Source organism: Pantoea dispersa (assembly GCF_014155765.1).
Classification (GTDB): domain Bacteria; phylum Pseudomonadota; class Gammaproteobacteria; order Enterobacterales; family Enterobacteriaceae; genus Pantoea; species Pantoea dispersa.
Window position 1 is genome coordinate 142650 of sequence record NZ_SCKT01000009.1, and the last position, 13530, is coordinate 156179.

Here is a 13530-nt window from a genome sequence, read left to right on the forward strand (position 1 = left end):
GCGAAAATAATACTGCCCGCAGTGTAACAACTGAAATAGCAAAGTCACGCTATAACACCGGCGCGGAAATGTGACTTGTTACCACTGAAAAACAGGCTGTTTTATACCTGCGTGAGGCGGGCAATATAACGGCCCAGCGTCTCCAGAATATAAATCACCGGTACCTGGGTGGTAATATCGTAGCGGTCAGGCAGTTTCTCCTGCGGCACATGATAGGAGAGATTGAAATCCGCCATTTTCGCCAGCGAGCAGTTGTCGTGATTGGTGATGGAGATGATTTTACAGTGATGCAGACTGAACTGGCTGGCAAAGCGCAGGATCTCTTCGGTTTCGCCAGAGACGGATAAAATAATCGCCAGCGCATTTTCCCACGCGCTCTTACTCACCGGGTAATAAGGATCATCGATGTGATGGCTGAATTTACCAATATTAGAAAAATAGCGCGCACCATATTTGCCAAGGCTGCCTGAGGTGCCGGCACCAATAAAAAAAATGTGCTCAGCCTCAATAATCATTTGCGCCGCGGTGGCAATCTGCTGATCAAATTCTGCGTTATTGATGCTTTTAAAAAAGCTCAGCATTTCTCCGACGCCGGAGGGCAGCAGCACCGGCGCGCTTTGCTCCTGCGCCAGGCGAAAACGGATGCGGAATTCTGACCAGCCGTCACAGTGCATTTTGCGGCAGAAGCGCAGCACCGTGGTGGTCGAGACGCCCGCCTGCGCCGCCAGTTCGCGGATGGTCATATAACTGACACTTTCCCGGTGTTTGATGATGAAGTGATAAACCTGCATCTCAAGGTCATTCAAACGGGACAGGTCGCTGTGTGAAAACATTCGGGCGGCGCTCACGGCAAAAAGAAGCCTCAGTGTAACAGATTGGTTTGCCGCTGGGTTGTCACACCTCTTCACAGAATAATTTTAGCGTACATGTGTACTCTGAAATTGTTCTTCGCTACTCTGGTGCACAGAAAAAGCACAACTTTCGTTACGATGTTCAGGAATCCGACGCCATGGTACAGAACCGACTTATTGCCCAGGGCTATTCACTGGCCGAAGAGATCGCCAACAGCATCAGCCACGGCCTGGGCTGCGTGTTTGGCATCGTGGGGCTGGTGTTGCTGTTGACCCAGGCCGTTGAAATGCAGGCGAATATCACCGCCATTACCAGCTATAGCCTGTACGGCGGCAGCATGATTTTGCTGTTCCTCGCCTCGACGCTGTATCACGCCATTCCGCATCAGCGCGCCAAATACTGGCTGAAGAAATTTGACCACTGCGCCATCTATTTGCTGATCGCCGGGACTTACACGCCGTTTCTGCTGGTCGGGCTGCAATCACCGCTGGCGCAGGGATTGATGGTGGTGATCTGGAGTCTGGCGCTGGCGGGCATCATCTTTAAGCTGACCATTGCGCATCGCTTTAAAGTGCTGTCACTGGTGACCTATCTCAGTATGGGCTGGCTGTCGCTGGTGGTGATTTATCAGCTGGCAACCAAACTGTCGGCCGGCGGCGTCTGGCTGCTGGCGGCGGGCGGGATTGTCTATTCACTCGGGGTAATTTTCTATGTGTCGCGCCGCATCCCGTACAATCATGCCATCTGGCACGGTTTCGTGCTGGGCGGCAGCGTGCTGCACTTTTGCGCCATCTATTTTTACGTAATGTAACAAGGCAAGGGTCGCCACTGATGGCGACCCTGCGGCGTACCAGCCGTAACCGTTACTCCTCCAGCGAATAGGGCAGCGGCTGAATTGTCAGCTTACCGCTTTCATCGCCTTCAACGCGCAGCACGCTGTCCGGCTCCAGATCGTTGTTTAGCACCGCCTGCACCCACACGCTGCCATCATCCAGCTGTACGCCGCTCAGCACCGTGCCGGTGCGACGCCATTTGTCGCCCATCTGCAACTCCAGCGAACTGGCCGCGTCCGGTACTTTGCTGGCGCTGCCCGCCAGCCAGTAGAGCGCACGTTTATTGGCGCCGCGGAATTTGGCGCGCGCCACCATCTCCTGGCCGGTATAACAGCCTTTTTTAAAGCTGATGGCATCCAGCGCCTGCAGGTTAGTGGCCTGCGGAATCAGCTGCGCCGTGGTGGCGCTGTCAATCACCGGCACGCCCGCCGCAATATCCAGCGCCAGCCACTGCGTGCTGTCATTCAGCTGCGCTTCCCCGGCCAGCTTCTGCTGCAGCGCTTCGGCCTGCGCCGGCGTGGTGACCAGCAGAAAACGCTCGGCTGGCTCGGCGAACCACAGCAGGGTGGTGTCATCCTGCTGCACCACTGGGGTTGTGGCATCCGGCAGCGTGGCGAAAACGTTAGCCAGCGCGGCGCGCGCCTGAAAACCGGCAACGCCGAGCAGGACCGCGTCATCATCGGCCGCAATGGTCACTTTGGCGAACACCGCATACTTCTTCAGCTCGGTCACCTGCTGCTCGCGCAGATTGCGGCGCACAACATAGGCATAATCTTCTCCACGATGGAACAGACGCAGATTGCTCCACATTTTGCCTTTGGCATCGCAGTGCGCCGCCGGGCGATGCTGCGCTGCGTCCAGCGCCGCCACGTCCAGCGTCAGCTGACCCTGCAGATAAGAGGTGCTGTCTTTGCCCTGCACCGATACCAGCGCCCACTCGTCGAGCGACATCAGCGTTAAAGGCAGGCGCGACGCCGCAGCGGGCTGGCGAGGCGGAAGGGTGAAAATCGGCATGAGTCCGTCCTGATCAATAAGGTTTATTCAGTAATATGCTTACCAATGTTAAAAGAGCAGTGCGCCATTGCAACCTGTTTGCGGAATCTGGCGCACAAATCGCGTGATAACCCTGTAACCGGTGGCATGGCTGTGCGTCACCGCGCGCAGCGTCGGGTTGCACGCCTGCAGCGCGGCGAAAAAGCAGGTACACTGAGCACCACTGTTATCAGCTGTGGAAGAAGACACATGGATATTCATGACAAAGCGCGCGTCCAGTGGGCATGCCGTCGCGGCATGCTGGAGCTGGATGTCTCGATCATGCCGTTCTTTAAATATGAGTATGATTCGCTGAGCGACAGCGACAAGCAGGTGTTTGTCGCGCTGCTGAAGAGCGACGATCCGGACCTGTTTAACTGGATGATGAACCACGGCGAACCGGCCGATCCCGAGTTCAAACGCATGGTGAAACTGATTCAGCAGCGCAACCGTGAACGCGGGCCGGTGGCAATGTGATCTGCGCGCGTCACGCAGCGCGCGGGCGCTGAATGTGACGCTGTTCGGGCTGGGTGGCGCGCTGTTGCTGAGCTGTCGCTGGCCGGCGGGCTGGGCCTGGGTTCAGATCGCGGTAGTGATCCTGCTGACACTGCAGTGCTGGCGTAACGCGCGTCGCCTGCAGCAGCGCTGCGGAGCGATCATGCTGGATGACAAGGGGGACTGGTACTGGCGCGGTGAACGCTGGCAGGCGCAACGGCAGCTGGACTGGCTACCGTGGGGCGTGTTGCTGGTGCTGCGTAACCGTCGCGGGCAGCGCTGGCGGCTGTGGCTGCTGCACGACAGCATGCCGCCCGACGCGTGGCGCGCGTTACGCGCCCGCTGTTTTTTGCTGGATGGCGCGACGCCGCATTAAAGCAGCGCGGCGGTTTCGGTCAGAATCTGTTCGCACCACTGCTCGACGCGCGCTTCGCTCAGCTCAAACTGATTAACGTCGTCCAGCGCCAGACCGACAAACTGCTGACCATCGGCGGTCAGCGGTTTTTTGCTGGTAAACTGGTAGCCGTCGAGCGGCCAGTAACCGACAAACTGCACGCCCATCGGCAGCAGCAGTTCGTGCAGCATACCCAGCGCATCGAGGAACCATTCGCTGTACTCGACCTGGTCACCCATGCCGTACAGCGCCACGATTTTGCCCTGCAGGTTGAGCGCCGGCAGCTGTTGCCACACCGCTTCCCAGTCCTCCTGCAGTTCGCCGAAATCCCAGGTCGGAATACCGAGAATCAGTAAATCGTACTGCTCCATCAGCGACGGATCGTCATCTTTCAGGTTATGCAGCGTGACTAATTCTTCACCGATAAAGTCGCGGATTTTCTCCGCCGTCATCTCGGTGTAACAGGTACTGGAACCGTAAAACAGACCGATATTCATGCAATTAATGCTCTGACTGAAACTCACTCTGGCGCAATTGTACCAGAAGCAGGCCAGTTTCAGGCATAATGAGCACGATTTCACACGGCGAGGGGCAACAGTGCAGGACAGCGATCTGATAGAACAGTTTCTCGACGCGCTCTGGATTGAGCGCAATCTGGCGCAGAACACGCTGGCGTCCTATCGTCAGGATTTGCAGACGCTCACTGCCTGGCTGCACCACCATGAGCGCACGCTGCTGACGCTGGAAGCCGCTGATTTACAGCAGTTTCTGGCTGAGCGGATTGAGGGCGGTTACAAAGCCACCAGCTCAGCGCGTACCCTGAGCGCAATGCGCCGTCTGTTTCAGTATCTGTACCGCGAAAAGCTGCGCAGTGACGATCCCAGCGCGCTGTTATCAGCGCCGAAATTGCCGCAGCGCCTGCCAAAAGACCTGTCAGAAAATCAGGTCGAGCGCCTGTTACAGGCCCCGGCAACGGACATACCGCTCGAACTGCGTGACAAAGCGATGCTGGAGCTGCTGTACGCTACCGGGCTGCGCGTCTCTGAGCTGGTCGGTCTGACGTTGAGTGATGTCAGCCTGCGTCAGGGCGTGGTGCGCGTCATCGGTAAAGGCAATAAAGAGCGGCTGGTGCCATTAGGTGAAGAAGCCATTTACTGGCTGGAGCACTATATGGAACACGGGCGGCCCTGGCTGCTGAACGGACAGACCATTGACGTGCTGTTCCCCAGCAACCGCGCGCAGCAGATGACACGCCAGACCTTCTGGCATCGCATCAAACACTATGCCACCCTTGCCGGCATCGACAGCGAAAAGCTGTCACCGCACGTGCTGCGCCACGCATTTGCCACACATTTACTGAACCATGGTGCCGATTTACGCGTCGTACAGATGTTGCTGGGGCACAGCGACCTGTCGACCACCCAGATTTACACGCACGTGGCGACTGAGCGCCTGCGTCAGTTACATCAACAGCATCATCCGCGCGCCTGAGCAGCGGCAACAAGGATTTGAGATGAAAAAAACCGTTACGACGCTGGCTCTGCTGGTCAGCGCTTTTTCTGCGCTGGCCCATGCCGATGACAGCGCGATTCAGCAATCACTGAAAAAACTGGGTATGCAGCAGGCGGAAATCCAGCCGTCGCCGCTGCCGGGTATCAAAACGGTGATGACCGAAAGCGGTGTGCTGTACGTCACCGAAGACGGCAAGCACATGATTCAGGGCCCGCTGTACGATGTCAGCGGCGCGCAGCCGGTGAATGTCACCAATCAGCTGCTGGAGAAAAAAGTCGCCGCGCTGGCACCGGAAATGATTGTCTACAAAGCGCCGAAAGAGCAGCACGTGATCACCGTGTTCACTGACATCACCTGCGGCTACTGCCGCAAGTTGCACGAACAGATGGCTGACTACAATGCGCTGGGCATCACCGTGCGCTACCTGGCGTTCCCGCGTGAAGGCCTGCACGGCCAGGTGGAGAAAGCCATGACCGCCATCTGGTGCAGTGCCGATCGCAACAAAGCGTTTGATGCCGCAATGAAAGGCGACGCACCGCAAATGGATGCGCCGGCGAGCTGCAAAATCAATCTCGACCAGCACTACAAGCTGGGCATTCTGTTTGGTATTCAGGGCACGCCCGCCATCCTCACCGACAGCGGCATGATGATTCCTGGCTACCAGGGACCGCAGGAGCTGAAGCAGGTGCTGGACGGCCAGAAGCGTGGTGGTTAAGACACAGTGATGCACTCTGTAGAATTACGTCGGCGTGAAGCCCAGGCCGACGCGCAGTTACCCGATGATTTACCGCCGCTGCTGCGTCGTCTCTACCTGCAGCGCGGTGTCAAAGACGCCGCCGAACTGGAACGCGGCGCGAAATTCCTGCTGCCGTGGCAAAGCCTTGGCGGCATTGAGCGCGCCGTGACGCTGCTGCATGAGATGCTGCAGCAGCAACGCCGCATCGTGGTGGTAGGTGATTTCGATGCCGATGGTGCCACCAGCACCGCGCTCACCGTACTGGCGCTGCGCAGCATGGGCGGCAACGTTGATTATCTGGTGCCGAACCGCTTTGAGGACGGCTATGGCCTGAGCCCGGAAGTGGTGGAGCAGGCGCGCGCGCGTGGCGCCGAGCTGATCCTCACCGTGGATAACGGCATTTCGTCGCACGCGGGCGTCGACACCGCGCACCAGCACGGGATTCCGGTGCTGATCACCGATCACCACCTGCCGGGCGAAACGCTGCCGGCGGCAGAGGCCATCGTTAACCCTAACCTGAGCGACAGCACATTCCCGTCGCGTTCGCTGGCGGGCGTGGGCGTGGCGTTTTATCTGATGCTGGCGCTGCGTGCCCATCTGCGTCAGCAGAGCTGGTTCAGCGACGGGCGCAGTGAACCCAATCTGGCCGAACTGCTGGATCTGGTGGCGCTCGGCACAGTAGCCGACGTGGTGCCGCTGGATGCCAACAACCGCATTCTGGTGTGGCAGGGGCTGAGCCGCATCCGCGCCGGGAAATGCCGTGCCGGCATCCGCGCGCTGCTGGAGATTGCTAACCGCGATGCGCGTCAGCTGGCGGCCAGCGACCTCGGTTTTGCCGTCGGGCCACGCCTCAATGCTGCCGGCCGGCTGGACGACATGTCGGTTGGCGTTGCGCTGCTGCTGACGGAAGATATTGCCCAGGCGCGCATGCTGGCCAGCGAACTTGATGCGCTCAATCAGACGCGCAAAGAGATTGAGCAGGGCATGAAGAGCGAGGCGCTGGCGCTGTGCGATGAGCTGGAGCGCCAGCATCGCGATCTGCCGCTCGGGCTGGCGTTTTATCACCCGGAGTGGCATCAGGGCGTAGTTGGCATCCTCGCGTCACGCCTGAAAGAGCGCTTCCACCGCCCGGTGATCGCCTTCGCACCCGCCGGTGACGGCACGCTGAAGGGCTCTGGCCGTTCGATTGCCGGGCTGCACCTGCGCGACGCGCTGGAACGTATCGACACACTCTATCCTGGCCTGATCATCAAATTTGGCGGACACGCCATGGCGGCGGGGCTGTCGCTGGAAGAGGCGAAGTACGATGAGTTCCGCCAGCGCTTTGCCGCGCTGATCGACGAATGGCTGGAAGGCGAGGCGCTGCAGGGCGTGATGTGGTCCGATGGCGAACTGCATGCGCAGGAGTTCACCCTGCACACCGCGGAAATGCTGCGGGAAGCCGGCCCCTGGGGCCAGGCGTTCCCGGAGCCGGTGTTCGACGGTCAGTTTAAGCTGTTGCAGCAGCGGCTGGTCGGCGAGCGGCACCTTAAAGTGATGGTCGAGCCGCTGGGCGGCGGCCCGTTACTGGATGGTATCGCCTTTAACGTGGACACCAGCCTGTGGCCAGACAGCAGCGTGCGTCAGGTGCAGCTGGCCTACAAGCTGGATATCAACGAATACCGCGGCAATCGCTCGGTACAGCTGATCATCGACCATATCTGGCCACAGTCGTAACCTTTAGAACGTGACGTCGACACCGCCGCGCAGCACCTTCTCATCGCCGCGATCGGCCACGTGGCGGTCGGCACGCAGAAACAGCCGCGCGCGTGCCGACTGCACCAGATCAACCCGCGCACCAAACCACTGCGAGCGGCGATCGAGCTGCATACCCGGAATGGTAAAGCTCTGCTGACCGCTGCCGAAGCCGCTCCAGCGCGCGCTGACGTCCATCGACGGATTGCTGAACGCGTACTGGTATTCGCCGTACAGGCTCAGCATGCTCCACCAGCCCGCCGACCAGTCCTGGCGCGCGCTGAGATTCAGACCACCGTAACCGACGCTGCGGCGATAGCTGTCGCCGTCGCCCTGCAAACCAAACGCGCTGCCGCTGTCGCTGAAGCTGCCGGTTTGCAGGCCGGTTTCACGCCAGCCGAGGTAGGGCTCAATGCGATAATCCTCCTGCAGCGTCCAGCGATAGCCGCTCTGCAGCGCCGCCTGCCAGCTGTCAGTGCGGGCGGAAGAGGAGACCGGCGCGGCCTCGTCCAGCAGCACCAGGCGCTGCAGCTTATCGCGTCCATGCTGATAGCTGAGATTGCCCTGCCAGTACCAGGCTGGCGTCACCGCATAGCGCCCATACAGCATTACGCCCTGCAGGCTGTTCTGGCTGTTGCCGCCGGTGTCGTCATAGGTGGCATCAAGCTGAGTGTGCGTCCAGGCGATGCCGAGGCGCAGGCCGGGCAGGCTAAAGTCGCTGTCGGCACCCAGCGCGGTCAGGGTATTGCGATAGCGGTTGCCGAGATAGCCGTCCTGATCGAGCGAGCCGCGCAGCTGGCCGCTCTCCAGCCAGAAGCCAAAGCGCCCCTGTTCGCTGGCATCATCAATGCGGTTGTTGAGCAGGCGCGTCTGATAATCCAGTGCGTTAAACAGCACCGCATTGCCGGAGGCATGCGCCTGGCCGGACAGGGAGTTGATCGCCGCCTGTGCGCTGCGGGTGTCCGCCAGCGTCTGGAAGGCGCCTGCGGCCGCCAGCGCTGACTGCTGCGCACTGCTCAGCGTCGCCTGACCCTGCCAGCGGTCCGCCAGCTCAAACGCCTGCTCCAGGTTGCGGCTGGTTTGCTGCGCGCTGGCACTGTCCATTCCCATCGCCTGTGCCGCTGCGGCGGTGTTCTTGCGCGTGAGCTGGCCGGTAACGCTGTGGGCGTCATAGCTGACGGAACCGTCGAGAAATACGCCGGTATTGACCTGGCTAAACTGACCGCTCACGCCGCCGCCGCTGGTCAGCAGCGTTTCCTGCTGTTTCACCACGTAGCTGGCGGAGGGCGGCGCCAGGTTTAGCGTGCCGTCAAGCGCCGCGTTGCCGGTCACGCGCAGCGGATTGTTCAGCGTGACGTTGAGCGTACCGTCGGCGCTCTGCTGATAATTGCCCGCTACCTGCAGGCCGCCGTTAACCGATCCCTGGTTGACCAGATTGCCGCCGATGCGTCCGCTGCCACCCAGTTTGCCGCTGCCGTTTACCAGCGCATTGCCGGCAATCGTACCGTCAATCAGCAGGCTATTGGCGGAGACCTGCGTCATGCCCTGATAGCTGTTGTTGCCGGTCAGCTGCAGCGTACCGCCGCGTTCGCTGCCGTCCAGCACCAGCCCGCGATCGCCGCTGATGTCATTGCTGAACACATACTGGCCGCCGTCGAGGCGCGCACTGAAGTCCTCTGCCCAGAATTGTCCCGGCCCGTTTAAGGCTTTGGCGGCGTTAAGATCGCCCCAGCCGAACGTCTCATTGTATGGCCGCCCGTTGGCGCTGTCGGCGACGTTATCGTGCGCATCACTGCGGTAAGTGGCGGTGGTCAGCAGGGTTTGCTGCAGATTATGGCCGCTCATCCACGGGAAACGCTGCAGCAGCTGCGAGGCCGCAGCCGTCACGCGCGGTGCGGCAAATGAGGTGCCGTAGCTGCGCGCCTGCACCCAGCTGCCGTCGGAGTTTTGATACAGGTAATCGGTATAGCCCGGTGCGGTCAGGCACCACGCGGCGGCCGCGCCGCAGGCGTCAAACGGTCCGGTGCCGGCTGCGCGGCCTGGCAGGTCATAACCGGTATGACTCAGGATACCGGTCACCGCCAGCAGATTACGCGCCAGCTGCGGGTCGTTATACATCAGCGGTGTCAGCACGTCCGGTGCCGGCGTGGCGCCGCTGTTGTTGCCGGTGATCATCACCGCCAGCCCATCTGCCGCAGCCACCGCGTTGAGCCCCTGATACAGCGACTGATAGCGCTGGCGCGCATCGGTTAACGCCTGCTGGCTGGTGAGGCGCTCCTGCGAACCGTAGGACATATTGAAGATGCGTACGCCCTGTGCCACTAATCCCTGCACGGCGCGCGCAGTATTGTCGTAGCTGAAAATGTTATTTTGTGATGCCTGTGCCACATACAGCGCGCTGTCAGGCGACAGCCCCAGCAGCGTCATCGCCACCAGCGTGCCGTGGCCGTTGATTCCCATGTTGTCATTCAGCGCGGTGTTGCTGTCGACATAACTGGAGAAATTCACGTTGGCGTAATTAATTTCGCTGCGGCCCGGGGCCAGACCAGAGTCAATGATGCCTACTTTATTGCTGGCGGCCGTGGCCGGCACCGCAGGTTCAACGACCGGCGTGACCGGGGTCAGGGTGCTGCCGCCGCCGCTACTACCGCCGCCGCCACCACCGCCACCACAGGCGCTGAGCAGAAACGGGATGAGGAGCGCCAGCAGGCGCGGTGAGGGTCGAAAAGTAACAACAGGATAATGCATGGCAACTCCTCATGCCTCTCAGGGCATGTTGTCGCCCGTTCACGTTAACGGGCCTGAATGCAGTCTTTCCCTGTCACGAATACTCCTGAGCAACGTGGCTGACAGACAGAACGCAATAGATGAAGCACGAACCCCTGGGATTCCGCCAGGGTGCAGAAAGGATAAGGTGCGCACTGGCCGGTTGATGGCCAGGACAGCGCAGCATTGCGCAGGCTAATCGCGCTATATCACGCTTCGAACCAGACATTTCTGATGGTGGAGTTTTAACGATTTTGTTTGAGAAATCATGGTGTTTAATGACGCCAGCTGGCGTTTATTGCCGTGATTATGTAGGAAAATTCTGAAGGCGCACCGCGTAGGTGGCGAGTGACAGCGGGATTTCTGGCAACCACGCTACCTGCCGGTTTCCAGAACTGACGCAATTATTTTCTGCCGGTTCATACGCGGTATAGCCATTGATGTGCAAAGCTACAAACCAGGCGCGCTTTCGGGTAAACTAGCGCGTTACTTTTATCTCCTCTCACCGAATCGTCAAAAAAGACTGAAAAGCCATGTTTGAAATTAATCCGGTCAAAAATCGTATCCAGGACCTCAGCGAGCGCAGCAGCGTTCTTAGGGGGTATCTTTGACTACGATGCCAAGAAAGAACGCCTCGAAGAAGTAAACGCCGAGCTGGAACAGCCGGACGTCTGGAACGAACCTGAACGCGCGCAGGCGCTGGGCAAAGAGCGCGCCTCGCTGGAAGCGGTAGTTGAAACGCTCGACCAGATGCAGCAGGGGCTGGAAGACGTGCAGGGTCTGCTGGAGCTGGCGGTTGAAGCCGACGACGAAGAGACTTTTAACGAAGCCGTAGTCGAGCTGGACGCGCTGGACGTGAAACTGGGTGAACTGGAGTTCCGCCGTATGTTCTCCGGCGAATACGACAGCGCCGACTGCTACATGGATATTCAGGCCGGCTCTGGCGGCACCGAAGCGCAGGACTGGGCCAGCATGCTGCTGCGCATGTATCTGCGCTGGGCGGAAGCCAAAGGCTTCAAAACCGAGATCATCGAAGAGTCCGAAGGCGAAGTGGCCGGTACCAAATCAGCCACCATCAAAATCATCGGTGATTACGCTTACGGCTGGCTGCGTACCGAAACCGGCGTTCATCGTCTGGTGCGTAAGAGCCCGTTCGACTCCGGCGGTCGTCGTCACACCTCCTTCAGTTCGGTATTTATTTACCCGGAAGTGGATGACAACATCGACATCGAAATCAACCCGGCCGACCTGCGTATCGACGTCTATCGCGCCTCGGGTGCCGGTGGTCAGCACGTTAACAAAACCGAGTCAGCGGTGCGTATTACCCACCTGCCGACCAACATTGTGGTGCAGTGCCAGAACGACCGCTCGCAGCATAAGAACAAAGATCAGGCCTTCAAACAGCTGCGTGCCAAGCTGTATGAATACGAAATGCAGAAGAAGAATGCCGACAAGCAGGCGGCGGAAGAGAACAAGTCGGACATCGGCTGGGGCAGCCAGATCCGTTCATACGTTCTTGACGATTCGCGCATCAAGGATCTGCGTACCAGCGTAGAAACGCGTAACACCCAGGCCGTACTGGATGGCGATCTTGACCGTTTTATTGAAGCAAGTTTAAAAGCAGGGCTATAAGGAACCGACATGTCTGAACAACAACCGCAGAGCGCTGATGCCGCCCTTGAGTTAAACAACGAACTGAAAGCGCGTCGCGAAAAACTCAGCGCGCTGCGTGAAAAGGGCGTGGCGTTTCCTAACGATTTCCGCCGTGACACCACCTCCGATCGTCTGCATGCCGACTATGACAGCAAAGAGAACGACGAGCTGGAAGCGCTCGGCGTTGAGGTGAGCGTAGCCGGTCGTATGATGACCCGCCGCATCATGGGTAAGGCGTCGTTCGCCACCCTGCAGGATGTAGGCGGTCAGATCCAGATCTACGTTTCCCGTGACGATCTGCCGGAAGGCGTCTACAACGAGCAGTTCAAAAAATGGGATCTCGGCGATATCCTCGGCGCGCGCGGTAAGCTGTTCAAAACCAAAACCGGCGAGCTGTCGATCCACATCTCTGAGCTGCGCCTGCTGACCAAAGCGCTGCGTCCGCTGCCGGACAAATTCCACGGCCTCGCCGATCAGGAAACCCGTTACCGTCAGCGTTACCTTGACCTGATCTCCAACGACGATTCGCGTAAGACCTTCAAAATTCGCTCACAAATCATGGCCGGCATTCGTCAGTTCATGGTTAACCGCGACTTTATGGAAGTAGAAACGCCGATGATGCAGGTGATTCCTGGCGGCGCATCCGCGCGTCCGTTCATCACTCATCACAACGCGCTCGACATCGACATGTACCTGCGTATTGCGCCGGAGCTGTATCTGAAGCGTCTGGTGGTTGGCGGTTTCGATCGCGTGTTTGAGATCAACCGTAACTTCCGTAATGAAGGGATTTCGCCGCGCCACAATCCAGAGTTCACCATGATGGAACTCTATATGGCGTATGCGGATTACAAAGATCTGATCGAACTGACCGAGAGTCTGTTCCGTACCCTGGCGCAGGACGTGCTGGGCACGACGGAAGTGCCTTACGGTGAGCACACCTTCGATTTCGGCAAGCCGTTTGAGAAGCTCACCATGCGTGAAGCGATCAAGAAATACCGTCCGGAAACGGACCTCGCCGATCTGGATGACTTTGACAAAGCCGTGGCGATTGCCAACGCGCTGCACATCAAAGTGGAGAAGAGCTGGGGTCTGGGCCGCGTGGTGACCGAGATCTTCGAAGAGACGGCCGAAGCGCACCTGATTCAGCCAACCTTCATCACCGAGTATCCGGCAGAGGTGTCACCGCTGGCGCGTCGTAATGACGAGAACCCGGAAATCACCGACCGCTTTGAGTTCTTCATCGGCGGCCGTGAAATCGGTAACGGCTTCTCCGAGCTGAACGATGCGGAAGATCAGGCCGAGCGTTTCCTGCAGCAGGTTAACGCGAAGGACGCCGGTGATGACGAAGCGATGTTCTACGACGAAGACTACGTCACCGCGCTGGAGCACGGTCTGCCACCGACTGCAGGTCTGGGCATCGGTATTGACCGTCTGGTCATGCTGTTCACCAATAGCCACACCATTCGTGACGTGATCCTGTTCCCGGCTCTGCGCCCGACCGGTAAGTAATCAGGTTGCCTTCA

12 protein-coding genes are annotated in these 13530 nt (G+C 59.2%); 8 read left to right on the plus strand and 4 right to left on the minus strand.

Annotation, left to right across the window (positions count from 1 at the left end; all coding sequences use genetic code 11):
- Positions 1-101 precede the first annotated feature (101 nt).
- On the minus strand, positions 102-833 hold the full coding sequence (locus tag H7K56_RS20290; protein WP_058757092.1) for a MurR/RpiR family transcriptional regulator: 732 nt from the start codon (positions 831-833) through the stop codon (positions 102-104).
- Positions 834-1009: 176 nt separating this feature from the next.
- Here H7K56_RS20290 and trhA point away from each other — a divergent pair, with 176 nt between their 5' ends.
- Complete coding sequence (gene trhA / locus H7K56_RS20295) at positions 1010-1663, plus strand: PAQR family membrane homeostasis protein TrhA (RefSeq protein WP_021506671.1); 654 nt, start codon at positions 1010-1012, stop codon at positions 1661-1663.
- Positions 1664-1715: 52 nt separating this feature from the next.
- On the opposite strand, the gene ygfZ is transcribed toward trhA, so the two are convergent.
- Complete coding sequence (gene ygfZ, locus H7K56_RS20300; RefSeq protein WP_150361139.1) at positions 1716-2699, minus strand: tRNA-modifying protein YgfZ; 984 nt, start codon at positions 2697-2699, stop codon at positions 1716-1718.
- 228 nt (positions 2700-2927) lie between these two features.
- Here ygfZ and sdhE point away from each other — a divergent pair, with 228 nt between their 5' ends.
- On the plus strand, positions 2928-3194 hold the full coding sequence (gene sdhE, locus H7K56_RS20305; protein ID WP_010616925.1) for an FAD assembly factor SdhE: 267 nt from the start codon (positions 2928-2930) through the stop codon (positions 3192-3194).
- Entirely contained in the window at positions 3169-3588 is a 420-nt protein-coding gene (locus tag H7K56_RS20310) for a protein YgfX (RefSeq protein WP_150361138.1), read from the plus strand. The genes sdhE and H7K56_RS20310 overlap by 26 nt, the downstream gene beginning before the upstream one ends.
- Here H7K56_RS20310 and fldB read toward each other — a convergent pair.
- A complete protein-coding gene (gene fldB, locus H7K56_RS20315) occupies positions 3585-4103 on the minus strand; it encodes a flavodoxin FldB (protein ID WP_021506675.1) in 519 nt (172 codons plus the stop codon). The genes H7K56_RS20310 and fldB overlap by 4 nt on opposite strands.
- 100 nt (positions 4104-4203) lie before the next feature.
- Between fldB and xerD the strand changes: the two genes are divergently transcribed.
- From xerD to recJ, 3 genes are read left to right on the plus strand one after another with little or no spacing between them, the layout of a single operon-like run.
- Positions 4204-5097 carry a site-specific tyrosine recombinase XerD gene (xerD, locus tag H7K56_RS20320; protein ID WP_058757089.1) on the plus strand — a complete coding sequence of 298 codons (894 nt, stop codon included), beginning with the start codon at positions 4204-4206 and terminating at the stop codon, positions 5095-5097.
- Positions 5098-5119: 22 nt separating this feature from the next.
- Positions 5120-5833: a bifunctional protein-disulfide isomerase/oxidoreductase DsbC gene (gene dsbC / locus H7K56_RS20325; protein ID WP_021506677.1), complete on the plus strand. Its 714-nt coding sequence runs from the start codon at positions 5120-5122 to the stop codon at positions 5831-5833.
- 9 nt (positions 5834-5842) lie between these two features.
- The gene (gene recJ / locus H7K56_RS20330) at positions 5843-7570 is read left to right on the plus strand and encodes a single-stranded-DNA-specific exonuclease RecJ (RefSeq protein ID WP_150361137.1); all 1728 of its coding nucleotides are present in this window, start codon (positions 5843-5845) and stop codon (positions 7568-7570) included.
- Positions 7571-7573: 3 nt separating this feature from the next.
- On the opposite strand, the gene H7K56_RS20335 is transcribed toward recJ, so the two are convergent.
- Positions 7574-10336: an autotransporter domain-containing protein gene (locus H7K56_RS20335; RefSeq protein ID WP_150361136.1), complete on the minus strand. Its 2763-nt coding sequence runs from the start codon at positions 10334-10336 to the stop codon at positions 7574-7576.
- A gap of 551 nt (positions 10337-10887) precedes the next feature.
- Between H7K56_RS20335 and prfB the strand changes: the two genes are divergently transcribed.
- Positions 10888-11986 (plus strand): peptide chain release factor 2 gene (gene prfB / locus H7K56_RS20340; protein ID WP_104093670.1). Its coding sequence is split into 2 segments (ribosomal slippage): positions 10888-10962 and positions 10964-11986, totalling 1098 coding nucleotides; the frame shifts between segments, so codons are not numbered across the junction.
- Between the two features lie 9 nt (positions 11987-11995).
- Positions 11996-13516: a lysine--tRNA ligase gene (gene lysS, locus H7K56_RS20345; protein WP_021506681.1), complete on the plus strand. Its 1521-nt coding sequence runs from the start codon at positions 11996-11998 to the stop codon at positions 13514-13516.
- Positions 13517-13530 lie beyond the last annotated feature (14 nt).

Excerpts from the sequence above, each read along its gene's own strand:
- H7K56_RS20335 (WP_150361136.1), bottom strand. The coding sequence starts at position 10,336 with ATGCATTATCCTGTTGTTACTTTTCGACCCTCACCGCGCCTGCTGGCG.
- fldB (WP_021506675.1), bottom strand. The coding sequence starts at position 4,103 with ATGAATATCGGTCTGTTTTACGGTTCCAGTACCTGTTACACCGAGATG.
- ygfZ (WP_150361139.1), bottom strand. The coding sequence starts at position 2,699 with ATGCCGATTTTCACCCTTCCGCCTCGCCAGCCCGCTGCGGCGTCGCGC.
- lysS (WP_021506681.1), top strand. The coding sequence starts at position 11,996 with ATGTCTGAACAACAACCGCAGAGCGCTGATGCCGCCCTTGAGTTAAAC.
- dsbC (WP_021506677.1), top strand. The coding sequence starts at position 5,120 with ATGAAAAAAACCGTTACGACGCTGGCTCTGCTGGTCAGCGCTTTTTCT.
- trhA (WP_021506671.1), top strand. The coding sequence starts at position 1,010 with ATGGTACAGAACCGACTTATTGCCCAGGGCTATTCACTGGCCGAAGAG.
- H7K56_RS20290 (WP_058757092.1), bottom strand. The coding sequence starts at position 833 with ATGTTTTCACACAGCGACCTGTCCCGTTTGAATGACCTTGAGATGCAG.
- recJ (WP_150361137.1), top strand. The coding sequence starts at position 5,843 with ATGCACTCTGTAGAATTACGTCGGCGTGAAGCCCAGGCCGACGCGCAG.
- sdhE (WP_010616925.1), top strand. The coding sequence starts at position 2,928 with ATGGATATTCATGACAAAGCGCGCGTCCAGTGGGCATGCCGTCGCGGC.